Genomic DNA, 24,324 nt, shown 5'->3' on the forward strand with positions numbered 1-24,324 from the left:
GCGGGCGAAACGGCAAATATGGATCGATCCATTTTGCGCGCCCTATACAAGGCAACAGCGTGAAAAATCGGGAAAATGTGAGAACCGCAGTGTTGTCTCCGAGACCGGAGGAGTGCGGGACGGTCAAAGCGCTCCGTTACTCTGACGAGGTGCTTGTCGCCGCGGCGGTCTGCCCGCATCCTCCGTTGCTGTTCCCCGAGCTGGCCGGTGAGGCCGCCCCCGAGCTCGACGGGCTGAGGGACGCCTGCGCGGTCGCGGTCGGCGGCCTGCGCGAGGCCGGGCCCGAGGCGGTCCTGGTGGTCGGCGGCGCGACCCGCGCCGGGGCGTACGGCCCGCACGCCGCGGGAAGCCTGGCCCCCTGGGGGGCCGACGTCCTGGTCGGCGCCGGGCAGCCCGTGCTGCCGCTCTCCCTGACGGCGGGCCGGTGGCTGCTCGACCGGGAGGGGATGGCCGCGACCGCCTTCCACGCCGTGCCGTTCGACGCCTCCGAGGAGGAGTGCGCACGGCTGGGGGCGCGGCTGGCCGAGGAGCACGACAGGGTCGCGCTGCTGGTCATGGCCGACGGCTCCGCCCGGCTGACCGAGAAGTCACCGGGATATCTGGACCCGCGGGCGCTGCCGTACGACGCGGAGATCGTCGAGGCGCTGGGGCGGGGCGAGGTGCCGGAGCTCGACCGGGGACAGGCCGAGGAGCTGTGGGTCCAGGGCAGGGCCGCGCTACGGGTCCTGGCGGGGGCGGGCGGTCGCCTCGACGGGAGGGTCCTGTACGCCGACGCCCCCTACGGGGTCGGCTACTTCGTCGCCGCCCTCGCGTCCAGGGCCTCCACGGCCCCCTGAGGGGTCGTCAGCCCACGACGCGGTGGGGCACGGCGATTCGTTCCAGGTCGTGTGCCAGGACGACGTCGCCGCCGAAGTGGCGCCGGGCCTCGTCGAGGAAGCGGGGCTCGTCGCCGGCTCCGTAGCGTTCCGACAGGTGCGTCAGGACGAGACGGCGCACCCCGGACTCGGCGGCGACCAGGCCGGCCTGCTCCGCGGTCAGATGGCCGTAACGGGAGGCGAGCGCGGCCTCCCCGGAGAGGAACGTGGACTCGACCACCAGCAGGTCGACCCCCTCCGCGAGGGCGAACACCCCGTCGCACAGCCGGGTGTCCATCACGAAGGCGGCGCTCTGACCGGGGCGTGGCCTTGAGCACTCCGCGAGCCCGACCGTCGTGCCGTCGGGGGCGACGACCGTGCCCGTGCGCTGCAACTCCCCGATCGCGGGGCCGTGAAGACCTCGCGCGGCCAGCAGTTCGGGAACCATCCGGTGGCCGTCCGGCTCGTCGAGACGGTAGCCGTAGGAGTCCACGGGATGGGACAGCGGGCGGGCGGTGAGGGTCACCGGCCCCGCGTCGAGGCGCGTCTCCTCCCCGGAGACGGGGTGTTCGGCGATGACCGAGGTGTCGGCGAAGGCGGTGGCGTGACGCAGGCGCCGCCAGTAGACCTCCCCGCTCGCGGGGAAGACCGCCGAGACCCGGTGGGCGACCCCGTCCCTGGCGATGCGCTGGACGATGCCGGGGACCCCCAGGCAGTGGTCACCGTGGAAGTGCGTGACGCAGATCCAGGTGACGTCGTGCGAGCCGACTCCCGCGTACAGCATCTGACGCTGGGTGCCCTCCCCGGGGTCGAACAGGAAGCCCTGGCCGTCCCAGCGCAGGAGGTAGCCGTTGTGGTTGCGGTGCCGGGTGGGAACCGCGCTTGAGGTGCCGAGGACGACGAGTTCGCGATGGGACACGAGCCGATGCTAGGGCCTGTTGATCGCGATCATCGGTGGGGAATACGGCTCCATGCGGCGCTCTTTCATGAAGAATGCCGTTACCTGCCGCGGTCGGCGGGGATCGGGGACGCACTCACAAGGGGGACACATGGCGGCAACCGTGGCGTTCGGGACGGTCCAGACGCCCCTGGGGGAGATGCTCGCCGCCGTCACCGAGGACGGGGTCGCCGGGGTCGGCTGGACCCACCGTAGCGGGAACCTCAGGGCACGCATGCTGGCGGGCCTCGGCCTGGCCGAGGCCGACGACCGGGACAGGACGGCCGCGGTGCTCGGCGAGCTCGCCGAGTACTACGCGGGCAGACTGCGGACCTTCCGCGTCCCCGTCGACTGGCGGCTGACCTCGCCCGTCCAGCGCAGGGTGCTCGGCACGCTGTACGAGACGGTCGGCTACGGCAGGGCCGTGACGTACGGCGAGCTGGCCACGCGCAGTGGCACGGGTGTCCCGGCGAGGGCCATCGGGTCGATCATGGGGGCCAACCCCATCCCGATCATCGTCCCCTGTCACCGGGTGGTCGCGGGAAACGGGCTCGGCGGGTTCAGCGGGGGAGAGGGCGTGGAGTCCAAGCGCTGGCTGCTCACCCTTGAGGGCTATCTGCAGCCGACCCTCGACTGGGACTGAAAGGCCCTCTCACCTCCGCGCCCACCGAGCCTGGAACCCGTCAGACGGCGGGCGGGTCGACCCTGCCCTCGTCGGAGCGGCCCTGACCCGGGTACCCCGGGGAGGCGTCCTGCCCGGGAGGCCGTGGTGTGCCGTCCGGTTCGTCGATTCTGTCGGCCATCTCCTTCGCCTTGGCGGCCGCGGTGTCGATGTGCCGGTCGTACTTGCCGCCCGTCTTCTCCTTGGCCATCCGCGCCGCCTGATCCACGCCCTGCTTGGCGAGTTCCTCGGCCTTGGCGCTGTGGTCGCCGAGCATGCTCTTGACCTTGTCGAAGATCGACATGGGTGAATCCCCCGATCCGATGTGACGAATCATCGTCATCCCATGCATACCCAGGGAGTTGACACACTTATCACCGTGCGCCAGCTACCAGTCATCGCCGTCGTGGGTCCCACCGCCGCGGGCAAGTCCGACCTCGCCGTCGACCTCGCCCTCGAACTGGGAGGTGAGGTGATCAACACCGACTCCATGCAGTTCTACCGGGGAATGGACATCGGGACGGCCAAGCTGACCCTCGGGGAACGGCGCGGGGTCCCGCACCACCTGCTCGACATCTGGGAGGTGACCAGGACCGCGAGCGTCGCGGAGTACCAGTCGCTGGCCAGGCCGCTGATCGACGACATGCTTGCCAGGGGGGTCGTGCCCATCCTGGCCGGGGGGTCGGGGCTCTACGTGCGGGCCGCGCTCGACGACCTGGAGTTCCCCGGCACCGATCCCGGCATCCGCGCCAGGCTGGAGGCCGAGCTCGAACGCGTGGGAACCGCTCCCCTGTACGAACGGCTCCGCGAGCTCGACCCGAAGGCCGCCGGGGCGATCCTGCCGGGAAACGGCCGCAGGATCGTCCGCGCGCTGGAGGTCATCGAACTGTCCGGGAGGCCGTTCTCGGCCACCATGCCCTCCTACGACGCGATCTACCACAGCGTCCAGCTGGGGGTCGAGGTGCCCAGGGAGGTCCTCGACGAGCGGGTCGCCGTACGGGTCGAGCGGATGTGGGAGGCCGGGCTGGTGGAGGAGGTCGGACGGCTGGCCGCGCACGGCCTCGCCGAGGGCCGTACGGCCAGCCGGGCGCTCGGCTACGCCCAGGTTCTGCGCTTCCTGGACGGCGAGTGGACCGAGGAGCAGGCGAAACAGGAGACGATCCGGGCCACCCGCAGGTTCGTCCGCCGTCAGGAGTCGTGGTTCCGGCGCGACCCACGGGTGCTCTGGCTGCCCCAGCAGGAGCCCGATCTGCTGGGCAGGGCGCTCGCGCTGATACCCCGGTAGGGCGCCGATAGAGTTGGAACATGCGATTCGTCAAGGGCCACGGCACAGAGAACGACTTCGTGATCATCCCCGACCTCGACGGCGAGCTGGAGCTCTCCGCGGCGTTCGTCGCCGCGGTGTGCGACCGGCGCGCGGGGATCGGGGCGGACGGAGTGCTGCACGTGATGCCCACCAAGCTCAGCCCAGAGGTCGCCGACCAGGCGGGCCGGGCCGAGTGGTTCATGGACTACCGCAACGCCGACGGCAGCGTCGCGCAGATGTGCGGCAACGGTGTGCGGGTCTTCGCCCGCTACCTGGTCGACTCGTGCCTGGCGGACGCCGGCGAGTTCGGGGTCGCCACCAGGGGAGGCGTCAAGCGCGTACGGCTGGCCGAGACCGGCGACGTGACCGTGGAGATGGGGCGGCCGAAGACGTTCGGCGAGAGTGCGACGACCGTCTCGGGAAAGCGCTACGAGGGGCTCCACGTCGACATGGGCAACCCCCACCTGGCATGTGTCATCGGCGACCCGGTCGCCCAGCTCGACCTGTCCCGTCAGCCCGGCTTCGACCCCGCCGTGTTCCCCGAGGGGGTGAACATCGAGCTGCTCAACCCGGTCGGGGAGCGCCGCGTGGTGATGCGGGTCTTCGAGCGGGGCTCCGGCGAGACGCGTTCCTGCGGGACCGGCGCCGTCGCCTCGGCCGTCGCCGCGGCCCGGCTGGCAGGGGAGAACACGGGCACCTGGGCGGTCGAGGTGCTCGGCGGCACGGTGACCGTCACCCTCGAGGAGGACACCAGCTACCTGGCCGGGCCCGCCGTGATGGTCGCCTCGGGGGAGCTGAACCTGTGAGCTCGCGGGAGCGCTCTCACGGCCCGGCACGGCGAACTCCACCGAACCGGGTGAATCACATGGCCAATCGGGATGGCGCAGTCGTTTGGGGCATGGTCGCCGACCTGGCAGACTGACGTCCCATGGACGTGGACATCTGGGCCTGGGTGGGCGACACCCAGCGGCAACTGCACGAAGCCGGGAACACCGGCCTGGCCATGGCGATCGGCGACGTGCCCGCGCAGGCGCTGGAGGGCCGGTACGCGCAGCTCGACGTGCTCGCGCCGGCCATCGCACAGCAGGCGCAGAACCTGGGGCTGCCCTGGCTGGAGTTCTACGCCCGCTACTGGCACCTGATCGGCCGCGTCGGCGACCGCGCCCAGGGGGCCGTCGCCCTCGCCGACGCCGAGACGCTGGTCGAACTCGCCCAGCGGGAGGACATCCGTGACTGCCCCGGAGCGCCCGGGGCCGTGACGGCGCTGGCCCTCACCCAGGCGAACACCGACGGTCCCGGCTACGCCGACGAGCGGCTGGCCGCCCTCGGCGCCCTCGGGGTCGAGCCGGACTCGCTGGCCTTCTCCTCCGTCGCGGAGCAGTACGTCTCGGCTCTGCTGGACGCGGGCCGCGCCGAGGAGGCGGTCACCTACGCCGAGTCCGCGGTCGGCAGGCTCGGCGCCGCCGACAGGCAGGCGAGCTGGGAGCTCGGTGCCGCCTCCGCCCGCGCCCTGCTGGCCGCGGGGCGCGCCCAGGACGCGCTCACCGCGCTCGACGCGGCGACCGGGTTCAAGCCCGACGACCCCGTGGCCAAGGAGCACCGCGAGGGCGTGCTGCGCTCGCTCGTGCTCGCCGTGCTCGGCAAGCCGCAGGAGTCCGTCGACGCGCTGCCCGACCTGGACGTGGTCGGCGACCACCCGCGGGTCTGGGCCGAGTGGGCGCGGGCCATCCGTGAGCTCGCCGGATTCGCGAAGATCACCAACACCTGGCAGCTCGGCCGGGTGCTCAAGCAGTGGATCGACTACTTCGCCATGATGGGCGGCTACCGCACGCGGGTCGAGCTGGCGCTGGTCGCCGGGGACCTGGCGGTGAGCAGGCAGAGCGTCTGGCAGGCCAGGCAGCTGGCCGACATCGCCGAGTCCGCGGTGGGCGAGCTGAAGTCCGCCGGGGACGCCGCCGGGAGCATCGCCGAGCGGATCGCCGCGCTGCGCACCGCCGCGGACGCGGTCGTCGAGCCGGAGGCGCCGGGTCCCGAGGCTGAGCTGGTCGAGTACTTCGACGCGGCCGACGGCTTCAACGCCGACCCCGAGCGCTGGGTCGGCTGGCTGGCCCCGCTCTCCGGCCGTGACCTGCCCGCCACCCGCAGGCACACCACCACGCTGGGCTTCCTCGGTTACCCGGCCAGGGGCGCCGACATCTACTGGACCATGCTGGTCGAGTCGGGCGACATCGAGACCGCCGACCAGCAGGACGTCTCCTACCTCACCGGTCTGCTGATCGAGGCCCGTCAGGACGAGCGCCTCGAACAGATGGCGCAGCGGCTTCCCGAGGCTCAGCGTCACCTGTCCCTGGGCCGTCTGCACCGCGCGCGGGAGCGCTGGGAACAGGCCGCCGCCGAGGGCGAGGCCGCCGTCGCCGCGGGCGCGGGCATGGAGGCGAGCCGTCTGTGGGCCGCCGCCGTGCAGCAGAGCGGCGACAACGCCAAGGGCGCCGCGATCCTGCGTGACGCGCTCGACTCGGAGGAGATCGAGCCGGAGGACATCTGGCGGATGATCACCATGGCCACGGCCGCCGAGGACTGGGAGACCGTCCGCGCGGGCACCACCAAGCTCGGCATGCCGCTGCAGTCGACGGAGGGGCCGATCGAGGAGGAGATGGGCCTGGTGCGCATCGTCCTGCCCGCTCCCGACGGCAGCCAGCGTGTGGTCATCAGCCTGCGCACCGGCCCCGCCACGGCCAGGCTGGCCATCCCGCAGCCGACCGGCATGGACTACAACGCCGGTGACCTGGTTGTCTTCGACCCGCAGCTGCTGGAGCCGATCCCGGAGAGCCAGGAGGAGCAGGAGGGCTTCATCCCGCCGTTCGCCGCGGTCAGCATGCTCCGCCCGGGTGGGTACACCAGCTGGTTCTTCGACGGCGCCGCTCCGAGCGAGGCCGACTGGACCGAGTTCAACGAGGTCATGGCCGAGCGCGGCTGGCCGATGTGGGTCTACAGCGACGACAGCTACACGGTCGCGCACCCGACCTCCGGCGAGCGGCTGCCCGGCGTCTTCGGCTGGATCGCGATCCCGCCGGACGTCACGCCGGTCGAGCTCGACGCGGTGCTCGACGACGCCACCGAGCGCTGGGTGCATCCGCTGGCCTGGCTCGACCTCGCCAAGGCCGTCGACGTCGAGGTCGAGCGGCACGAGCGCATCGTCAAGGAGTACGGCCTGTAGCCGTGCCCGTATCCGTGCCCGCCCGGAGCCATCTCCTCCGGGCGGGCACGTACTCCCTGCCCGTGGGTCGCGAGGCCGTGGCGGCGGGTTCCGCGTGGCGAGTGCGGTGATCCCGGTGAATTCTCGTAACGTGAGGTAATCGTCTCACCTGAGTTAAGCATCCAGTTTCATGGAACATGCGCGCTCGTTACGTGGACATGTCACAGTTCCTGTACTCAGGTGAGTGGATGGAGGCATCTTGCAGGACATCGACCGGCTCGGCGCGGTGATCCGGGACGAGCGCCCGTGGGGTGCTTTCGAACGGTACACACTCAACGAGACGTCCACGGTGAAGATCATCGAAGTGGCGCCGGGGCAGCGGCTCAGCCTGCAGCGGCACGAGCACCGTGACGAGCTCTGGGTCGCCCTCGACCCCGGCGCGGTGTTCGAGATCGACGGTGAGCGGATCGAGCCCGCCGTCGGCGACCGGGTGCTCATCAGGGCGGGGCAGACCCACCGGCTCAGCTCGTCGGGCAAGGCGACCCGGATCCTGGAGATCGCCTTCGGATACTTCGACGAGGACGACATCGAGCGGCTTGAGGACTCCTACGGTCGCGTCTGAGGGGTTACTTACCATCGCGTCCTGAAACAGGTAATGAGGGTTACGGCGTGTGACCTTATGATTGATGACGGTGGATGCGGGTAGTTGGCCGCTTCGTCATCGCTGAAGTCGTAATTCGTCATAAGGGGTGCCATGCTGCGGTCGGCGCTTGGTCGGGGAGCGGTCGCCGCGGCGGTCGCGTTCACTCTGGCGGGATGCGGTCTCACCGGGCAGGCGGGCGGGGGGTCGTCGGCCGTCCAGGGGAAGTCCGCCGCCGAGGCCCTCGGCGAGCTGGACAGGCTGCAGGTCAAGGGGCGTGCCCCGATGACCGGTTTCGACCGCGGGGAGTTCGGCCCCGCCTGGTCCGACGTCGACCACAACGGCTGTGACACCCGCAACGACATCCTCAAGCGCGACCTGAAGGACGAGACCTTCAAGTCGGGCACTCACGACTGCATCGTGCTGACCGGGGTCCTCGACGACCCCTACAGCGGCAAGACCATCAGGTTCGAGCGCGGCCAGAAGACCAGTTCCGCGGTGCAGATCGACCATGTGGTCGCGCTGGCCGACGCCTGGCAGAAGGGCGCGCAGCAGTGGCCGGAGGGCAAGCGCAAGGAACTGGCCAACGACCCGCTGAACCTGCTGGCCGTCGACGGGCCGCTGAACAGTCAGAAGGGCGCCGGTGACGCGGCCACCTGGCTCCCGCCGCGCGGCGCCTACCGGTGCACCTATGTCTCACGCCAGATCCAGGTGAAGGCCAAGTACGGTCTGTGGGTGACGTCCGCGGAGAAGGACGCCATGCGGAAGATCCTCAACTCCTGCTGACGGGCTGCCCACGGTCGCATCCGGTCACGTCGCTCGCTCGTGATGTGACGGTAATAGGATCCGCCTTTGACAAATGGATATAAGGCGGACGTAAAGGATGGGCGATGGGCACTAAGGGACCGGTCGGCAAACGGAGGTCGCTGCGGATCTACCTGATCGCGGTGCCCCTGCTGGTGGTGTGCGCGGTGATCCTCAGCGGCTGCTCACGGGTGAGCACCCAGCCCGACGAGATGGTCCTGCACTACGCCGGCGGCCTCTTCGAGCCGATCAAGTTCGAGCGTTGTATCAACCCATCGAGCGGCGCGACGCTGCTCGGCCCCGGCGACACCCCCTACTCCTACCCGTTCGGGCAGCGGACCTTCGACTTCTCCGAGGCCAAGGACGCCGAGTCCAAGCCGTTGTCCGTCGTGTCCAAGGACAACGTCGAGATGACGGTGTCCGGGGTCGCGACGTTCACGCTCAACACCGAGTGCAAGACGCTGCAGCGCTTCCACGAGAAGATCGGGCTGAAGTTCCGCGCCTACTACGAGGACGGCCAGTCCGAGGGCTGGGGGCGGATGCTCAACCTGTACATGCGGGTGCCGCTCGACCGTGCGATGGACGCCGCCTCCCAGGAGTTCGAGTGGCGGGGGCTGTTCAACGACCCGAAGGTGAAGCAGGCCTGGGAGGCCCGGGTCGGTGTGCTGGCCAGGCAGTTCATCGAGGAGACGGGCGGCGCCGACTACTTCTGCAACCCCAACTACACCGGCAGCGGCCAGTGCGGTGACATCTCCCTGACCATCCAGAAGCCCGAGCCGCCCGAGGCGCTGGTGAACGCCCTGGCCGACGAGCAGGCCGCCAAGACCGAGAACATCGCCCAGGCGCAGCGCAACGCGAAGGTCCGCACCGAGATGGAGTCCATCAAGGACCTCGTCAAGGTCCTGGGGCCGCAGGGCGCCGTGCTCTGGCAGGCCATCCAGAAGGGCCAGGTCTCGGTGGTCCCGGTTCCCCAGGGCAGCAACCTCAACATCACCCCGCCCGCCCGGTAACCGGCGGGGTCACGCGCCCAGCGCGGTGCCGAAGTCGCGGGCGATCCCCCGCATGCCCTCCGCGAGCTCCTCCCGGTCGAGCGCCTCGATCCGCCCGGCCGGGCCGGAGATCGACATCGCGGCGACCGTGCGCGAGCCGTCGCGCACCCCGACGGCGAGGCAGTGCACGCCGAGTTCCTCCTCGCCCAAGTCCATGGCGTAGCCCCGCTCACGCACCCGCCGCAGCTCCTCCAGCATGCCGGGCAGGTCGACGACCGTGTTGGCGGTGCGCCTGGGCATGCCGGTGCGCCCGACCAGCGCCGCCACCTCGTCGTCGGCGCGGTCGGCCATCAGGACCTTCCCCACCGCCGTGCTGTGCGGCAGCACCCGCCTGCCGACCTCGGCGAACATCCGCAGCCTCCGGGGAGAGGGCACCTGGGCGACGTAGACGACGAAGTCACCTTCGAGCACCGCCAGGTTGGCCGTCTCACCGGACAGTTCGACCATCCTCGTGAGGTACGGCTGCGCCAGCGTCGCGACCATGCGCTCGGCGACCCCGCCGAGCCGTACCAGGGCGCCGCCGAGCGCGTAGCGGCGGTCGGACTCCTGACGTACGTAACCGCGCGCCAGCAGGGTGCGCAGCAACCGGTGGATCGTCCCGTACGGCAGGCCGGTCCCGGCCGCGATCTCGGAGAGCCCGGCCTCCCCGCCCCGTTCGGCGAGCGCCTCAAGCACGTCGAGCGCCCGGTCGACCGACTGCACGGTGCCGCCCGGGGAGGCCGGGGCGGCGGCTCCGTGTCGTGCGTCGCTCATATCCGTTTTGTCCATGCGGTCCGTTCCTGTTCCTTGTTCCCGCGTTCACCACGCCCGGTCCAGTCCGCGCAGGGAGGCGTCAAGCACCTGGGCGACGTGCGCGACGGGGATCGGGTCCATGCCGCGGCGGCGGACGGCCGAGGTGATCTGCAGGGTGCAGCCGGGGTTGGCCGAGACCAGCAGGTCGGCGCCGGTGGCCAGCACCCGTTCCGCCTTGCGGTCGCCGAGGTCGCGCGCGGCCTCGGGCTGCAGGAGATTGTAGGTCCCCGCGGAGCCACAGCAGATGGACGATTCGGCGATCTCCACCAGCCTGAGCCCGGGCACGGCCGACAGCAGCGCCCTGGGCTGGGCACGGATTCCCTGGGCGTGCGCCAGATGACAGGCGTCGTGATAGGCCACGGTCAGCGGCAGCGGGTGCCGCCGGGTCACGGGGCCGAGCTCGGCGAGGTACTCCGACAGGTCCACGACCCTGACGGCCCCGGCCCGTTCCGGCCCGAGCAGGTCGCCGTACTCCTTCATGGTCGATCCGCAGCCCGCGGCGTTGACCACGACCGTGTCCACTCCCGCGCGCTCGAAGGCCGCCATCGTCCGATCCGCGAGCCGTCCGGCCTGTTCCTGCCGTCCCGAGTGCAGGGACAGGGCCCCGCAGCAGCCCTGCGCGGGCGGGATCACCACCTCGCAGCCCTCCATCGCCAGCACCCTGGCGGTGGCCGCGTTGACCTGGGGGAAGAAGGCGCCCTGGACACAACCGGTGAGCATGCCGACCGTGGCCCTGCGCGGCCCGACCGGCCTGACCCTGTGCGGCAGCCGTACCCGGGCGGGGACCGGGGGCGCCAGCTCGGCCATCGCGGCCAGGGCCGGACTGATCCGCCCCAGCCTCGGGGCGAGCCTGCGGCGCACGCCCTCGGTGAGCCGTAGCGGCAGCCGCATCGCCCGCAGCCGCCGGGGATAGGGGAACAGCCGGAAGACCAGGGCACGCAGCGCCCGATCCTGGAGCGGCCTGCGGTGGACCCGTTCGACCTCGGCCCTGGTCTGTTCGATCAGCCGGTCGTACCTCACCCCGGACGGGCAGGCCGTCACGCACGCCATGCACCCCAGGCAGGCGTCGAAGTGCCCGGCCATCTCCGGGGTCAGGGGCGTGCCCTCCACGTGCTGGCCCATGAGGTGGATCCGGCCACGGGGGGAGTCCATCTCCTCGCCCCACAGCACGTAGGTCGGGCACGTCGGCAGGCAGAACCCGCAGTGCACGCAGTCGCCGATCAGCTCAGGGTCCATCTCAGATCCCTCCGACGAACCGGCCGGGGGACATCCTCCGGTCCGGGTCGAACCGCTCCTTGACCCGCCGCATCAACGGCAGCGCGCCGCTCGGCCCCCACCTGTCGATCCCCTCGTCCCGTCCGTACGGCGCGGCGAGGACGACCAGGTGGCCGCCGAGCACGCCGAGCCGGTCGCGTACGGCCGGGACGAACGCCGGGAGCGCCTCCGGCGGTGGGGCGGCCCACAGGACCCCCGAGGCGGCCGAGCCCCGGATCCGGACGGACGGCTCACACGCCGTGACCGCCCGCAGCGCGCGGCCGACCTCGGCGGGAGGCAGGCGCAGCTCGCACAGCGCCCCGCCGGGGTCACCGGGCAGGGTGTTCCACCAGCCGGGCGCGCCGTTCCCGGTCCACGCAGGACGTCCACGCGCCAGTTCCCGTACGGCCGTCGCCCGCTCCCCGGCCGCCGTCCCCTCGACGAGGGCCGTGACGAGCGGCCCGTCCCCGTCTCCCGGCCAGTCGACCTCGACGGCGCAGGGTTCGGCCTGCGAGGCGGTCAGGTCGGCCACGAGCCCGTCGAGGGCCGTGAACGGGTCCGGCTCCCGGCCGAGCCCGACGGTGATCCAGCGGCGCTCCGGCGGGGACGGATGGAGGCGGAAGACGGCCTCGGTGACGACCCCGAGCGTGCCGTAGGAGCCACACAGGAGCTTGCCGAGGTCGTAGCCCGCGACGTTCTTGACGACCCGGCCGCCGGAGGTCGCGGCCGTGCCGTCGGCCAAGACCACGGTGACGCCGATCAGCAGGTCGCGGGCGGTGCCGTACCTGAACCTTCGGGGGCCCGCGACGCCGGTGGCGAGCGTGCCGCCGACGGTTCCCGCGCCGAGCGGGTTGTCCAGGGCAAGTTCCTGGGCGATGCCGGGGAAGGAGGCCAGCGCGCCGAGGGGGAGGCCGGCGCAGACCCTGACGACCAGGTCGCCGGGGGAGTGCTCGACGGTCGTCTCACCGTCGAGGGTCAGACGGCCGGTGCGGAGCAGCAGGTCGCAACGCTCGGGAGGGTTCCCCCAGGCCAGCTTCGTGCCGTCCCCGGCGGGGACGACGGCGAGGTCGTGCCCGGCCGAGACCCGCATCAGCGCGGAGACCTCGGCGGTGGTCCTCGGCAGCGCGACCCAGCGGGGCATGACCCCGGCGACGGCGTCCCCGGGCTCTGCCGGCCGGACCGTCACGCCCGTTCCGCGCAGCGCCTCGAACGGGGCCGTCATCAGAACTGCTCCGCCTGGCCGGACTCGACCAGCGGGTGCGCGCCTTTGCGCACCCCGGGGACCTCGCCGCACAGCCGTGGGGTCGGGAAGATCTTTCCCGGGTTCGACAGGCCCGCCGGGTCGAAGGCACAACGCACCAGCTGCATGGTCGCGAGATCCTCGTCAGAGAACATTTTCGTCATATATCGGGACTTGTCGACGCCTACGCCGTGCTCCCCGGTGATCGAGCCGCCATGCTCGACGCAGAGGTCGAGAATCCTGCCGGAGACCAGCTCGGCACGCTCGGCCGCCCCGGGCTCACCGTCGTCGAACAGCACCAGCGGATGCAGGTTGCCGTCCCCGGCGTGGAAGACGTTGGCCACCCGGATGCCGTGCTCCAGGGAGATGCGGTCGATGGCAGCCAGCACCTCCGGCAGCGCGGTCCTGGGCACCACCCCGTCCTGCACGATGTAGGCCGGGCTGATCCGGCCGACCGCCGCGAAGGCCGACTTGCGGCCCTTCCAGACGGCCGCCCGCTCCGCCGGGTCCGCCGCCGTGCGCAGCTCGAAGGCACCGTTCTCCTCGCAGATCCGCCGCACCTCGGCGAACTGGTGCGCGACCTCGGGGGCGGGGCCGTCCAGCTCGACGATGAGCACGGCCCCGGCGCCCTCGGGGTAGGCGCAGGCGACCGCCGCCTCCGCGGCCTCGATCGCCAGGGCGTCCATCATCTCGATCGCCGCGGGCAGGATGCCGCCGCCGATGATCGCCGAGACCGCCCGGCCGCCCCCCTCGACGTCGTCGAAGGCCGCCAGCAGCGTCGTCACGGCCTGCGGGGCCCGTGTCAGCCGGACGGTGACCTTGGTGGTGACGCCCAGCGTGCCCTCCGAGCCGACGAAGGCACCCAGCAGGTCGTAGCCGGGATCGGTGTTCGACAGCTCGACGATGTCGCCGTCCGGGGTGACGACCTCCAGGGCGAGCACGTGGTTGACCGTGAAGCCGTACTTCAGGCAGTGGGCGCCGCCGGAGTTCTCCGCGACGTTGCCGCCGATGGAGCAGACCTGCTGGCTTGAGGGGTCGGGCGCGTAGTAGTAACCCAGGTCGCGGACCGCCTCGGTGATCGCCAGGTTGGTGACCCCGGGCTCGACGACGGCACGCCGGTTCGGCAGGTCGACCGACAGGATCCGCCGCATCCTGGAGGTGACGACGAGCACCCCGTCCGTCCTCGGCAACGCCCCGCCGGACAGGCCGGTCCCCGCGCCCCTGGCCACGAACGGCACGCCGTGGCGGACGCAGACCCGCACCACGGCCGCGACCTGCTCGGCGGTCTCCGGCAGCACGACGACGCCGGGACTCGCGCGATGGTGGGTCAGGCCGTCGCACTCGTAGGTGCGCAGCCGTACGGGATCGGTGATCACCGAGCCGGGGCCGAGGATCTCCAGGAACCGCCGGACCGGTTCGTCGAGGGTCTTCTCCGGCATCACGCCTCCCTTCCCCTGCGGGGCCCGCCGGTCCCGGGCCCCGCGGTCGCGGTCGCCTCAGGGCATGCGGGCGTAGGCGGGCAGCGTCAGGAACTCGGCGAAGTCGTCGTCGAGGGCGACCTCCTTGAACAGGGCGGTCGCCTGGGCGTAGCGCTCGGCGTCGTAGCCGGGCTGCGCGGCGATCCCGGCGAGCTCCTCCTCGATGATCCGCTCGACGAGTTCCCTTGTCACCTGGGCACCGGTGTCGGCGAGCCGGATGTCGTTGTGGATCCACTGCCAGACCTGGGAACGGGAGATCTCCGCGGTCGCCGCGTCCTCCATCAGGTTGTGGATGGCCACCGCGCCCTGGCCGCCCATCCAGGCCGCGAGGTAGCGCAGCGCCACGTCGACGTTGTTGCGCAACCCGGCCTCGGTGATCTCACCCGGGGTCTTGGAGACCGCGAGCAGGTCGGCGGCCGAGACCGAGACGTCCTCGCGCAGCCGGTCGAGCTGGTTGGGCCGCTCGCCGAGGACGGAGTCGAAGACCTCGCGGCAGACCGGGACCAGGTCGGGGTGGGCCACCCACGAGCCGTCGAACCCGTCGCCCGACTCACGGGTCTTGTCCGCGGTGACCTTCTCCAGCGCGACCTTGTTGACCTCGGGGTCACGGCGGGAGGGGATGAACGCGGCCATGCCGCCGATGGCGTGGGCGCCGCGCCGGTGGCAGGTGCGCACGAGCAGCTCGGTGTAGGCGCGCATGAAGGGGGCGGTCATGGTCACCGCGTTGCGCTCGGGCAGCAGGAACTCCCTGCCCCGGGTGCGGAACTTCTTGATCACGCTGAACAGGTAGTCCCAGCGGCCCGCGTTGAGCCCCGCGGAGTGCTCGCGCAGCTCGTAGAGGATCTCCTCCATCTCGAAGGCGGCCGGGTAGGTCTCGATCAGGACGGTCGCGCGGATCGTGCCCCGCGGGATGCCGAGCAGCTCCTGGGCCCTGACGAAGACGTCGTTCCAGAGGCGGGCCTCCTGGTGAGACTCCATCTTCGGCAGGTAGAAGTAGGGGCCCCTGCCCTTGTCGATCTGCCGCCGCGCCGAGTGGAAGAAGTACAGGCCGAAGTCGACCAGCGAGCCGGAGAACGGCTCACCGTCGAGGGTGAGGTGTTTCTCCTCCAGGTGCCAGCCACGCGGGCGGACCACGATCGTCGCGAGCTCCTCGTCGGGCCTGAGCGCGTAGTCCTTGCCGCCGGCGGAGAAGTCGATGGTCCTGTCGAGCGCGTCACGCAGGTTGAGCTGGCCGTTGACCGTGTTCTCCCAGGTGGGGGCGTTGGCGTCCTCGAAGTCCGCCAGCCAGACCTTGGCCCCCGAGTTCAGCGCGTTGATCGTCATCTTGCGGTCGACGGGGCCGGTGATCTCCACCCTGCGGTCCTCAAGGCCGGGAGCGGGCGGGGCGACCCGCCACTCGGACTCGCGCACGTGCCGCGTCTCCGGCAGGAAGTCGAGGGTGCCGCCCGCGGACAGCTCCGCCTGGCGCGCCTGGCGGGCGCCCAGCAGCTCAAGGCGCCTGGCGCCGAACTCTCGCTGGAGTGTGGCCGTGAAGGCCAGCGCCTCCGGCGTGAGGATCTCGTCGAACCGGTCCGCCGACGGGCCGTGGATCTCAACGCCGTCCATGAGCATCCTTTCCATAGGGTGGAAAAATACTTCTGAATTGTGGAATAGACGCTACTCGATGGTCACCCAGGGGGCAAAGACCGGGGTCCCCGGAGGGACTTGTCGGGGGCTTCCCCGATGGAGAGCGGGCCGTCCTCCCGGAAGAGTTGGACACGTCCCGAACAGGGGTGAACGAGGAAGGTCGGAGATGCTGTCCAAGAGGAAGAACCTGGTCGCCGCGGGGGCGCTCGCCGGGGCGGTCCTGCTGCTGTCCGGCTGCAGGCTGAACGTCGACTTCGGCGACCGGAAGCAGTCCGTCGCCACCTACACCGTCGGCGGCGGCGTCACCGCCCTTGAGACGTACGCGGAGGTGGGGGACATCGTGATCTCCGAGAGCGGGCAGCAGGAGGTCCGGGTGACCGAGACCCGCCACTGGGGCGGGGACGACAGGAACAGCCCGAAGACCGAGCACCCCGTCGCGGGCGGCACGCTCACCCTGCGCTACGACTGCCCGGGCTCCTCGAACTGCTCGGTCGACTACCGGATCGACATCCCCAAGGGGCTCGCCGTCACCCTGGAGTCGACCGCGGGTGACATCACGATGCGCTCACTGACCGGCGAGGTGAACGCGAGCGCGGGCGCCGGCGACATCGAGGGCAACGACCTGGGAGGAAAGAGCCTCGTCGCGACCACCGGGGCGGGTGAGGTCAGGGTCAGGTTCGCCGCGGCCCCCGGCCGCGTGGAGGTCGAGACCGGCACCGGCGACGCGACCGTACGACTGCCGCAGGGCAGCTACAACGTCACGGCGGGCACCGGGGTCGGCGAGGAGGTCGTCAAGGTCACCAACGACCCGGCCTCGCCCAACGGCGTCTCGGTGCGGACCGGCGCCGGGGACGCCAAGGTGCTGCCCGTGTGAGCCACACCGGATAACGGGATGAATACCCAGCCGTCCGCGTGGCACCATCATGGGAAGAGACACCGAGGTTCGGGCGTTCTCCCAGGAGATGACGCATACGAACCACGCACCTGAACGGAGCGACAACATAGACATTCGTGAGCCGCTGGAGATCGACCGATTCGACGACCTGCCGGAGATCGGCGAGATGGACCTGGCAGAGCGCCAGGCACTGCGCAGGGTCGCGGGGCTCTCGACGGAGCTTGAGGACGTCACCGAGGTCGAGTACCGCCGGCTGCGACTTGAACGAGTCGTCCTGGTCGGCGTCTGGACCTCGGGCACGGCGGCCGACGCCGAGAACTCCCTCCTGGAGCTGAAGCTCCTGGCCGAGACCGCCGGGTCGGAGGTCCTGGAAGGGCTGATCCAGCGCCGCCAGAAGCCCGACACCGCCACCTACATCGGCTCGGGCAAGGCGCAGGAGCTCGCCGACATCGTCGCGGCGACCGGAGCCGACACCGTGGTGTGCGACGGAGAGCTGAGCCCCGGCCAGCTCCGTCAGCTTGAGGAGGTCGTCAAGGTCAAGGTCATCGACCGGACCATGCTGATCCTCGACATCTTCGCCCAGCACGCCAAGAGCCGCGAGGGCAAGGCGCAGGTCGAGCTGGCCCAGCTCAACTACCTGCTGCCGCGCCTGCGAGGCTGGGGTGGCAACCTGTCCCGCCAGGTCGGCGGACGCGCCGCGGGCGGCGTCGGCATCGGCGGCCGAGGCCCCGGTGAGACCAAGATCGAACTGGACCGCAGGCGCATCCGCGAGCGGATGGCCAAACTGCGCCGTCAGATCGCGGAGATGACCACCGCCAGAGAGACCAAGCGGGCGCGGAGGCTGTCGCGCGAGGTGCCCGCGGTGGCCATCGCCGGATACACCAACGCGGGCAAGTCCTCGCTGCTGAACCGGCTCACCAGCGCCGGTGTGCTGGTCGAGGACGCCCTGTTCGCCACGCTGGACCCGACGGTCCGCAGGGCGCACACGCCGGACGGCAGGCTGTTCACGCTGGCCGACACCGTCGGGTTCGTCCGGCACCTGCCGCACCAGCTGGTCGAGGCCTTCCGCTCGACGCTTGAGGAGATCGGCGACGCCGACCTGATCCTGCACGTGGTCGACGGCTCGCACCCCGACCCGGAGTCGCAGCTGGCGGCCGTGCGGGAGGTGGTCTCCGAGATCGAGGGCGCCCGCGACATCCCGGAGATCGTCGTCGTCAACAAGGCCGACGTCGCCGACCCCGTGGTGCTGGCCCAGCTGGAGGCCAGGGAGAAGCCCATCGTCGTGGTCTCGGCCCGCACCGGCGCCGGGATCGACGAGCTGATGGCGCTGATCGAGCGGGAGATGCCCCGTTTCGACCAGGAGGTCAGACTGCTGGTGCCGTACCAGCGGGGAGACCTGATCTCCAGGGCGCACAAGGAGGGCGAGGTGCTGGGCATCGAGCACACCGGTGACGGCACGATCCTGCACGCCAGGGTCCTGCCCTCGCTCTTCGCCGAGCTGGAGCGGACCGCCAAGCCGGTCGAGACCGTCTGAGAGAGACCCTGAGCCCCGCCCCGCCGTTTCCCGGCGGGGCGGGGCTCTCTCACTCCGTGCCGCGCCGGAAGACCACCAGCGCCACGTCGTCCTCCCGGGCGCCGAACCGCCTGATCAGCCGTTCGCAGAACAGTTCGAGGTCGTCCTCGACCGTGTCCGCCAGCTGCCGTACGATCTCCAGGCTCTCGTCGAGGAGCTTGTCGCGGTCCTCGACCAGGCCGTCGGTGAACATCAGCACCGCCCCGCCCTCGGGAACGACCAGCCGGTCGACCCGGTAGGTCTCCTCGGCCACGCCGAGCAGGAGATTGCCCAGGCGGTCGTAGCGGGCCCGGCCGTCACCGATGAGCAACGGGGGGATGTGGCCCGCGTTGGCGACCTCCATGCACCCGGTCGCCGGGTCGATCAGCGTCAGGCACACGGTCGCGGTCATGCCCGGGTGATAACGCCGTAGCACGTCGTTGAGCAGTCCCATGGACGCGCCCAGGTCGACGGTGCCGATGAGCGAGGCCCGCAGCGCGTGACGCAGCTCCGCCATGACCGTCGCGGCCAGCAGGGAGTGCCCCTGGACGTCCCCGATCGCGATGAGCACGCGTTCACCGAGCCGCAGGACCTCGTAGAAGTCGCCGCCGACCTCCACGTTGTCCACCGCGGGCTGGTAACGCCAGCTGATCTCCAGACCGGGAACCTCGGGAATCCTGGCGGGCAGCAGGCTGCGCTGCAGGGTGAGGGCTATCGCGTGCTCCTCGGCGTAGGCGCGCAGCGCGTCGAGCGCCAGGGCCAGCGCCTGGCCGAGCTGCCGCAGGACGTTCGACTCGTCCTGGCCCAGCTCCGGCGTCGCCTCGACGCCGAGGAAGACCGGCGGCCTGCCCCCCTTCGTACGGCAGAGCACCCCCCGCACGTCGCCCTTGAGGTCCGCGTCGGGGATCAGCCGCAGCCAGTCGCTCGCCAGGACGGTGAAGACCCGGGTTCCCGCCGCGTTGCCCAGCGACATGGCGTCCAGCGCGGGCAGAGTGGTCGCGGTCACGTTCCGGGAGACGGCGCTGCCAGGAGGCAGCGCGGTGTATCTGCGGACGCGCCCGTCGGGCGGCAACGCCAGAGCGCCCGCCTGCCTGCCGAGGATCCTTGAGGTGCCCTCGACGGCCGTGACGAGGAGTTCGTCGAAGGTGTCCGCCGAGTTCATCGCGAGGGTGACCTCGGTGAGCGCGGCCAGCCGTTCGGCGATCCGCTCGGCCCGCTGCCTGGCCCGGTAGTAGCGCAGCGTCGCCTCGACCGTCGCGGCGAACTCGTCGGGTTCGACCGGTTCGGCCAGATAGGCGTCCGCCCCCCGTTCGAGCCCGTGCGCCCGGTCGGCCGGGGTGATCGCCGCCCCGGAGATCTGGACGACCGGGATCGAGGCGGTCACCGGATCGGCCTTGATCTGCTCGCACACCTCGTGCCCGCTGATGTCGGGCAGCCGTACGTCGAGGACGACCAGGTCGGGCCGAAGCTCCCTGACCTTGGCGAGCGCCTCGACGCCGCCCGTCGCCTGCAGTACCTCGTGTCCCGCGCGCCGCAGCCAGCTCGACAGGATGTACAGCTTGGTCGGGGTGTCGTCGACGACGAGCACCCTCGCCTGCGCCTGGTTCACCGTGCCTCCGCCTGCTCCAGGGCGCGGCGCAGGGCCGCGAGCAGGCTGTCCCTGCGCAGACCCTGCTTGGGGACGACCGCGCTCGCCTCCTGCGGGTACTGGTGCGAGCCCGCCGCGGTCACCACGACGACCGGCACCCGCCGCAGCCGCTCGTCCCGCGCCATCCGCTGCAGCAGGGCCCCGCCGTCCAGCCTGGGCATGAGGAGGTCGACCAGGGCGATGTCCGGCGGGTTCGCCGCCATCGTCTCCAACGCCACCAGGCCGTCGGCGGCCTCGTCGACGTGCGCGGCGACCCCGGAGAGCATCCGCCGTACGGTCGCGCGGAACTCCGCGTCGTCGTCGGCGACGAGCACCCGCCCGACGGAGGGCATTGCGTCGTCGCGGCTGGGCAGCCTGAGCGTGACCGTCGTCCCCGCACCCGCCACACTGGACAGCCTGAGCGTGCCGCCCATCGCCTCGACCAGCCTGCGGGCGTACGGCAGGCCGAGCCCGGTGCCCTTCGTCCTGACCTGGATCGGCCCCGGCACCTGGTAGAACTCCTCGAAGACACGCTCCTGGTGCTCCTCGGGAACGCCGATCCCGGTGTCGGTGACCAGCAGGACGACCTCGTGGGTCGCGGCGTCGAAGCTCACGTCGAGCGTGACCTCGCCCTCCTCGGTGAACTTCAGCGCGTTGGACAGCAGGTTGCGCAGCACCCGGGTGAGCATCGTCTCGTCGACGAGCATCTCCCGCGCGTCGTGCGCGATCCGCGTCGTCAGGCGCACCCGGTTGCCGCCGGTCGGGCGCAGTGACATGCGCAGCCGTTCGGCCAGGGCGACCAGGTCCACCTGGGACGGTTGCGGGTCCAGCCGTCCCGCCTGCGCCTTGGCCATGTCGAGCAGCTCGCTCACCAGGTTGAGGAGCGTCTCCGCCGAGGAGCCGATGAGCTGGATCTGGTGGAGCTGCTCGTCGGCCAGCGGCTCCCCGCCGGGGCCGACCAGGAGCCGCACCAGGCCGATGATCGAGTTGAGCGGGGTGCGCAGTTCGTGGCTGACCGTGGCCCAGAACCGGTCCTTGGCGGCGCTCGCCTCCCTGAGCTGGGCGGACTTCTCATCCAGCTCGGCGTAGAGTGCGACGACGCCGCGGTTGGTCTCCTCAAGCTCCTCGGAGAGCTGGTTGTACAGCGCGAGCACACCCTGGTTGGTCTCCTGCAGCTCGGCGTTGAGCTGGATGACCTCCTCCAGGGTCGCGGCCAGCTCGTGGTTCTGCTGGCGCAGCTCGTCCAGGGCGGTCGTGGGGGTCAGCTTCGCGAGCCTGGCGCGTATCTCCTCGACCGACGGCCTCGGCCGGCCCGGAGGAAGCCGTTTGAGCATGCTTATCGTTCCCCTGGCGGGACTCAGCTCGATCGCGTCGACGAGACGCCCCGCCAGCGCCACACCGTCCGCCGTCTGGACGGCGGCCTGCTCGGGCAGGCCGATCCTGACGACCAGGCTGTCCTGCCCCAGAAGGAAGGTGGCGAACGTCTCCGTCGTCTCGCCCAGCACCTCGCGGCCGATCTCACTCAGCGCCGTGGCCATGCGGATCTGGTCCTGGGTCTCAAGGCCCACGGCCTCGGCGACGTCGCGGCCGAGCTTGCGCATGGCGAACACGTCCCGCTCGTCGCGGACGGGGACGCTGATCAGCTCCTCACCGTCGGGTACTGAGCCCCCGCGGTTCACAGAGCGGGCCTCACGGCCACCACGCAGGCGTCGTCCCTGCGCGTGCCCGCGTCCCTCAGCAGCGTGGCGGCGACCACCGAGGGGGCCCGGGTGGCGAGCCCCGGGTAGGCGGAGATGTCCCAGCGGTCGGACAGGCCGTCCGAGTGGAGCACGACCACGCTGTGCGGCGGCGCGGTGTACTCGTACTGGCGCAGGGTCCTGGCCTGGTGGCCCGCGATCCCCGGCACCGAGATCATGCCCTGCCTGCCGTCGTGACCCGCGATCCAGGCGGAGACGTTGCCCAGGCCCGCGAAGCCGACCGTGCCCGTGACCCGGTCGACGCGGGCGACGGCGACGGCGCCGCCCCTGGTCTGGCCGAGCCCCCGGTGAAGGCGTTCCAGGATGTCCCCGGGCGCCAGGGCGGCGTGTTCCGTGAACAGCCGTACGGCCTCCCGCGAGGCGTGGGCGGCGGCGGGGCCGTGGCCGAGGCCGTCGCAGAGCATCACGGTCACCGAGGTGCCCGAGTCCGAGGCCGCGAACGCGTCACCGCAGACGCTCTCCTCGCCGATCGGGCGCGTCACGCCGCTGACCCGGCAGGCAGGCTTGGGGCTCTGACGTGCGGTGAAGTACATGCCGAGCACAGTGCCCCGTCCCGGTACCGAGTGAACCTCGTAGCCGGTGGCCATCCGCGCGATGCCGCCCATGCCGATGCCGAGGGTTCCCGCCGTCGAGTAGCCGTCGCGCAGGGCGCGGGCGACGTCGCGCATCCCCGGCCCCCGGTCCACGGCGACGACCTCGACCGCCGAGCCGAGCTCGGGGTGGGGACGGATCAGCATGGTGCCCTCGACCGCGTGCTTGACCAGGTTGGAGGCCGCCTCGCTCACGGCCACGGCGACCCGTCCGGTGTCCTCCTCGTCGAACCCCCGGTTCTCGGCGAGCACGACCGCGGCGCGGCGCAGGGAACCGATGGCGCTGGCGTCCTCGGCCCTGGCCCACACGTCGTCCTGAGAGACGATCACCTCGCCCATTTCGTCACCGTGATGAGCGTGCCCTCTCCTGGAGCCGACTTCAGGTCGAACTCGTCGACCAGCCTGCGGGAACCGCCGAGTCCGAGCCCGAGGCCGCCACCGGTGGTCCATCCGTCGGTGAGGGCCTGCTCGATGTCCGGAATGCCGGGCCCCTCGTCGCTGAAGGTCAGGCGCAGCCCCTTACGCAGACCGTTGTGCACGATCTCGACGCGGACCTGGCCGCCGCCCGCGTAGACCAGCGCGTTGCGGGCCAGCTCGCTGGCCGCGGTCACGACCTTGGTCTGGTCGACGAGGGACAACCCCACGTCCACGGCCACGGTCCTGACGTGCTGGCGTACCAGGACGACGTCGCTGTTGCCGTTGACGGGCAGTTCTGCGGGGGTGGTCACCGGGCGGCCGTGGCGATCTGGGCGCCTTCGAGATGGTTCAGCAGCGCGACACCCTTCTCAAGGTTCAGCGCGGTGCGCACGCCACCGAGGGAGAGCCCGAGCTCCACGAGGGTGATCGCCACCGCGGGACGCATCCCGACGACCACCGTCTCGGCGTCGAGCATGCGGGAGATCGCAGCGATGGTCGCCAGCATGCGCCCGATGAACGAGTCGACGATCTCGACGGCGGTGATGTCGATGATCACTCCTCGGGCCCCCGTCGCGACGACCTTGTCGGCCAGGTCCTCCTGCAGGGCCAGGACGCCCTGGTCCTGCAGGTCGATCTGGATGGAGACGATCAGGATGTCTCCGAGCTTGAGGATGGGGACGCGGTCCATCATCCCTCCTCGGTCCGTACGGCGACGCGGGTCTTCCTGCTGGCGAACTCCACGCCACTGCGCCGCAGCGCGTGCGCCAAGGCGTCGGCGAGGGAGGCCTTGGTCACGATGTCACCGAACTCGATGCCCAGGGTGACGATGGTGTGGGCGATCTGTGGGCGGATGCCGGAGATCACACACTCCGCGCCCATCAACCGCGCCGCGACCACGGTCTTGAGGAGGTGCTGGGCGACCTGGGTGTCCACCGCGGGCACACCGGTGATGTCGATGACGGCGTGTTCGGAGCCGGTGTCGACCAGCGTCTGCAGCAGCTTCTCCATCACCACCTGGGTCCTGGCCGAGTCGAGCGTGCCGACCAGCGGCACCGCGACGATGCCCTCCCAGAGCTTGACCACCGGGGTGGACAGTTCGAGGAGCTGCTCCGCCTGGTCGACGATCACCTTCTCCCTGGCGGCGGCGTAGTTCTCTATGGTGAACAGCCCCAGGTCGTCGATGAGCCGGGAGAACCAGATGAACCCCCGCAGGGCCTCGGGGGAACCGTCCGTCTCCACGCTCTCGTAGACCGCCTCCTTCAGGCCGAACACCACGACGGCGGTCTCCGAGGGCGTGAAGCCCTGGCGGGCGCGGCTGCGGGACAGCTCGGCGAGCAGGCCGTGCAGGTCGCTGGAGCCGCCCTCCTCACCGAGTGACCGCCGTAGCGCCTGGAGCAACTCGTGCAGCTGCCCCCTCAGGGCGGCACGGTCCACGTTGCCCGCCGAGGAGGAACCCGCTATTTCCTGCCAGCGCCGGAGGACGTCCTCCTCGTTGTCCTGCAGCAGCTGTTCTATGCGACGCCGACCGGCGTCTGCGGAGACGGACAAGATGACTCCCATGCGTACGGCTGACAGACGGCTCGCACGAAAGGCTACATGGCATGTCCGTTTTGGAAGCCGGGCGGAGGTTCCCCCGGCATGGTCCGCCG

23 protein-coding genes are annotated in these 24,324 nt (G+C 71.1%); 10 read left to right on the forward strand and 13 right to left on the reverse strand.

The window, feature by feature from the left end; all coding sequences use genetic code 11:
• Positions 1-149: 149 nt before the first annotated feature.
• Complete coding sequence (locus tag ABZ463_RS08885; protein WP_352008563.1) at positions 150-836, forward strand: class III extradiol dioxygenase subunit B-like domain-containing protein; 687 nt, start codon at positions 150-152, stop codon at positions 834-836.
• A gap of 7 nt (positions 837-843) precedes the next feature.
• On the opposite strand, the gene ABZ463_RS08890 is transcribed toward ABZ463_RS08885, so the two are convergent.
• Positions 844-1,773, reverse strand: a complete 930-nt coding sequence (locus ABZ463_RS08890) for a ribonuclease Z (RefSeq protein WP_362774565.1) — start codon at positions 1,771-1,773, stop codon at positions 844-846.
• 130 nt (positions 1,774-1,903) lie between these two features.
• On the opposite strand from ABZ463_RS08890, the gene ABZ463_RS08895 reads away from it, so the two are divergent.
• Entirely contained in the window at positions 1,904-2,434 is a 531-nt protein-coding gene (locus ABZ463_RS08895) for a methylated-DNA--[protein]-cysteine S-methyltransferase (RefSeq protein WP_362774568.1), read from the forward strand.
• Between the two features lie 40 nt (positions 2,435-2,474).
• On the opposite strand, the gene ABZ463_RS08900 is transcribed toward ABZ463_RS08895, so the two are convergent.
• Positions 2,475-2,756, reverse strand: a complete 282-nt coding sequence (locus ABZ463_RS08900) for an antitoxin (RefSeq protein ID WP_362774571.1) — start codon at positions 2,754-2,756, stop codon at positions 2,475-2,477.
• 75 nt (positions 2,757-2,831) lie between these two features.
• On the opposite strand from ABZ463_RS08900, the gene miaA reads away from it, so the two are divergent.
• The 6 genes from miaA to ABZ463_RS08930 all read left to right on the forward strand — a co-directional run bounded on the left by miaA (position 2,832) and on the right by ABZ463_RS08930 (position 9,408).
• Positions 2,832-3,737, forward strand: a complete 906-nt coding sequence (miaA, locus tag ABZ463_RS08905; RefSeq protein ID WP_362774574.1) for a tRNA (adenosine(37)-N6)-dimethylallyltransferase MiaA — start codon at positions 2,832-2,834, stop codon at positions 3,735-3,737.
• Positions 3,738-3,757: 20 nt separating this feature from the next.
• Positions 3,758-4,564 carry a diaminopimelate epimerase gene (gene dapF / locus ABZ463_RS08910; protein WP_352008568.1) on the forward strand — a complete coding sequence of 269 codons (807 nt, stop codon included), beginning with the start codon at positions 3,758-3,760 and terminating at the stop codon, positions 4,562-4,564.
• Positions 4,565-4,686: 122 nt separating this feature from the next.
• Positions 4,687-6,975 (forward strand): tetratricopeptide repeat protein, encoded by a 2,289-nt coding sequence (locus ABZ463_RS08915; RefSeq protein ID WP_362774578.1) that lies wholly within the window; start codon positions 4,687-4,689, stop codon positions 6,973-6,975.
• 238 nt (positions 6,976-7,213) lie between these two features.
• Entirely contained in the window at positions 7,214-7,576 is a 363-nt protein-coding gene (locus ABZ463_RS08920) for a phosphomannose isomerase type II C-terminal cupin domain (protein ID WP_352008570.1), read from the forward strand.
• Between the two features lie 132 nt (positions 7,577-7,708).
• Positions 7,709-8,380: an HNH endonuclease family protein gene (locus ABZ463_RS08925; protein ID WP_362774581.1), complete on the forward strand. Its 672-nt coding sequence runs from the start codon at positions 7,709-7,711 to the stop codon at positions 8,378-8,380.
• A gap of 104 nt (positions 8,381-8,484) precedes the next feature.
• Positions 8,485-9,408 carry an SPFH domain-containing protein gene (locus ABZ463_RS08930; RefSeq protein ID WP_352008572.1) on the forward strand — a complete coding sequence of 308 codons (924 nt, stop codon included), beginning with the start codon at positions 8,485-8,487 and terminating at the stop codon, positions 9,406-9,408.
• 9 nt (positions 9,409-9,417) lie between these two features.
• Here ABZ463_RS08930 and ABZ463_RS08935 read toward each other — a convergent pair whose 3' ends face one another.
• Genes ABZ463_RS08935 through aceB form a run of 5 tightly spaced genes read right to left on the reverse strand, consistent with a single transcriptional unit; the run spans position 9,418 to position 15,816 of the window.
• Positions 9,418-10,200 (reverse strand): IclR family transcriptional regulator, encoded by a 783-nt coding sequence (locus tag ABZ463_RS08935; RefSeq protein ID WP_352008573.1) that lies wholly within the window; start codon positions 10,198-10,200, stop codon positions 9,418-9,420.
• Positions 10,201-10,245: 45 nt separating this feature from the next.
• The gene (locus ABZ463_RS08940; RefSeq protein ID WP_362774586.1) at positions 10,246-11,475 is read right to left on the reverse strand and encodes a heterodisulfide reductase-related iron-sulfur binding cluster; all 1,230 of its coding nucleotides are present in this window, start codon (positions 11,473-11,475) and stop codon (positions 10,246-10,248) included.
• Between the two features lies 1 nt (position 11,476).
• Entirely contained in the window at positions 11,477-12,715 is a 1,239-nt protein-coding gene (locus ABZ463_RS08945) for an FAD-binding oxidoreductase (protein WP_362774589.1), read from the reverse strand.
• Positions 12,715-14,172: an FAD-linked oxidase C-terminal domain-containing protein gene (locus ABZ463_RS08950; protein ID WP_352008576.1), complete on the reverse strand. Its 1,458-nt coding sequence runs from the start codon at positions 14,170-14,172 to the stop codon at positions 12,715-12,717. Before ABZ463_RS08950 ends, ABZ463_RS08945 begins: the two co-directional genes overlap by 1 nt.
• Before the next feature lie 57 nt (positions 14,173-14,229).
• The gene (gene aceB, locus ABZ463_RS08955) at positions 14,230-15,816 is read right to left on the reverse strand and encodes a malate synthase A (RefSeq protein WP_362774592.1); all 1,587 of its coding nucleotides are present in this window, start codon (positions 15,814-15,816) and stop codon (positions 14,230-14,232) included.
• A gap of 187 nt (positions 15,817-16,003) precedes the next feature.
• Here aceB and ABZ463_RS08960 point away from each other — a divergent pair, with 187 nt between their 5' ends.
• Both ABZ463_RS08960 and hflX read left to right on the forward strand, forming a co-directional pair.
• A complete protein-coding gene (locus tag ABZ463_RS08960; RefSeq protein WP_362774595.1) occupies positions 16,004-16,711 on the forward strand; it encodes a DUF4097 family beta strand repeat-containing protein in 708 nt (235 codons plus the stop codon).
• A gap of 187 nt (positions 16,712-16,898) precedes the next feature.
• Positions 16,899-18,266 (forward strand): GTPase HflX, encoded by a 1,368-nt coding sequence (hflX, locus tag ABZ463_RS08965; protein WP_352009438.1) that lies wholly within the window; start codon positions 16,899-16,901, stop codon positions 18,264-18,266.
• Between the two features lie 49 nt (positions 18,267-18,315).
• Here the strand turns inward: hflX and ABZ463_RS08970 are convergent, their stop codons facing one another.
• The 6 genes from ABZ463_RS08970 to ABZ463_RS08995 are packed head-to-tail and all read right to left on the reverse strand — an operon-like array spanning position 18,316 to position 24,235.
• Positions 18,316-19,893, reverse strand: a complete 1,578-nt coding sequence (locus ABZ463_RS08970; protein WP_352008579.1) for a fused response regulator/phosphatase — start codon at positions 19,891-19,893, stop codon at positions 18,316-18,318.
• Positions 19,890-21,590: an ATP-binding protein gene (locus ABZ463_RS08975; RefSeq protein ID WP_352008580.1), complete on the reverse strand. Its 1,701-nt coding sequence runs from the start codon at positions 21,588-21,590 to the stop codon at positions 19,890-19,892. Before ABZ463_RS08975 ends, ABZ463_RS08970 begins: the two co-directional genes overlap by 4 nt.
• On the reverse strand, positions 21,587-22,597 hold the full coding sequence (locus ABZ463_RS08980) for an ATP-binding SpoIIE family protein phosphatase (protein ID WP_362774600.1): 1,011 nt from the start codon (positions 22,595-22,597) through the stop codon (positions 21,587-21,589). The genes ABZ463_RS08975 and ABZ463_RS08980 overlap by 4 nt, the downstream gene beginning before the upstream one ends.
• Positions 22,585-22,986, reverse strand: coding sequence for an anti-sigma regulatory factor (locus ABZ463_RS08985; RefSeq protein ID WP_362774603.1), 402 nt, complete (start codon positions 22,984-22,986; stop codon positions 22,585-22,587). Before ABZ463_RS08985 ends, ABZ463_RS08980 begins: the two co-directional genes overlap by 13 nt.
• Entirely contained in the window at positions 22,983-23,363 is a 381-nt protein-coding gene (locus ABZ463_RS08990) for an STAS domain-containing protein (protein WP_352008583.1), read from the reverse strand. The genes ABZ463_RS08985 and ABZ463_RS08990 overlap by 4 nt, the downstream gene beginning before the upstream one ends.
• On the reverse strand, positions 23,363-24,235 hold the full coding sequence (locus tag ABZ463_RS08995) for an STAS domain-containing protein (RefSeq protein ID WP_352008584.1): 873 nt from the start codon (positions 24,233-24,235) through the stop codon (positions 23,363-23,365). Before ABZ463_RS08995 ends, ABZ463_RS08990 begins: the two co-directional genes overlap by 1 nt.
• Positions 24,236-24,324: the final 89 nt, after the last annotated feature.

It is taken from the genome of Streptosporangium sp. NPDC020145 (assembly GCF_040631275.1).
GTDB lineage: Bacteria > Actinomycetota > Actinomycetes > Streptosporangiales > Streptosporangiaceae > Streptosporangium.

Bases quoted from the DNA above. Each gene is read 5' to 3' on its own strand.
- ABZ463_RS08925 (WP_362774581.1), top strand. From the start codon at position 7,709: ATGCTGCGGTCGGCGCTTGGTCGGGGAGCGGTCGCCGCGGCGGTCGCG.
- ABZ463_RS08960 (WP_362774595.1), top strand. From the start codon at position 16,004: ATGCTGTCCAAGAGGAAGAACCTGGTCGCCGCGGGGGCGCTCGCCGGG.
- ABZ463_RS08980 (WP_362774600.1), bottom strand. From the start codon at position 22,597: ATGGGCGAGGTGATCGTCTCTCAGGACGACGTGTGGGCCAGGGCCGAG.
- aceB (WP_362774592.1), bottom strand. From the start codon at position 15,816: ATGGACGGCGTTGAGATCCACGGCCCGTCGGCGGACCGGTTCGACGAG.
- ABZ463_RS08895 (WP_362774568.1), top strand. From the start codon at position 1,904: ATGGCGGCAACCGTGGCGTTCGGGACGGTCCAGACGCCCCTGGGGGAG.
- ABZ463_RS08945 (WP_362774589.1), bottom strand. From the start codon at position 12,715: ATGACGGCCCCGTTCGAGGCGCTGCGCGGAACGGGCGTGACGGTCCGG.
- dapF (WP_352008568.1), top strand. From the start codon at position 3,758: ATGCGATTCGTCAAGGGCCACGGCACAGAGAACGACTTCGTGATCATC.
- ABZ463_RS08950 (WP_352008576.1), bottom strand. From the start codon at position 14,172: ATGCCGGAGAAGACCCTCGACGAACCGGTCCGGCGGTTCCTGGAGATC.
- ABZ463_RS08930 (WP_352008572.1), top strand. From the start codon at position 8,485: ATGGGCACTAAGGGACCGGTCGGCAAACGGAGGTCGCTGCGGATCTAC.
- ABZ463_RS08995 (WP_352008584.1), bottom strand. From the start codon at position 24,235: ATGGGAGTCATCTTGTCCGTCTCCGCAGACGCCGGTCGGCGTCGCATA.
- ABZ463_RS08915 (WP_362774578.1), top strand. From the start codon at position 4,687: ATGGACGTGGACATCTGGGCCTGGGTGGGCGACACCCAGCGGCAACTG.
- hflX (WP_352009438.1), top strand. From the start codon at position 16,899: ATGGACCTGGCAGAGCGCCAGGCACTGCGCAGGGTCGCGGGGCTCTCG.
- ABZ463_RS08990 (WP_352008583.1), bottom strand. From the start codon at position 23,363: ATGGACCGCGTCCCCATCCTCAAGCTCGGAGACATCCTGATCGTCTCC.
- ABZ463_RS08900 (WP_362774571.1), bottom strand. From the start codon at position 2,756: ATGTCGATCTTCGACAAGGTCAAGAGCATGCTCGGCGACCACAGCGCC.
- ABZ463_RS08940 (WP_362774586.1), bottom strand. From the start codon at position 11,475: ATGGACCCTGAGCTGATCGGCGACTGCGTGCACTGCGGGTTCTGCCTG.
- ABZ463_RS08935 (WP_352008573.1), bottom strand. From the start codon at position 10,200: ATGAGCGACGCACGACACGGAGCCGCCGCCCCGGCCTCCCCGGGCGGC.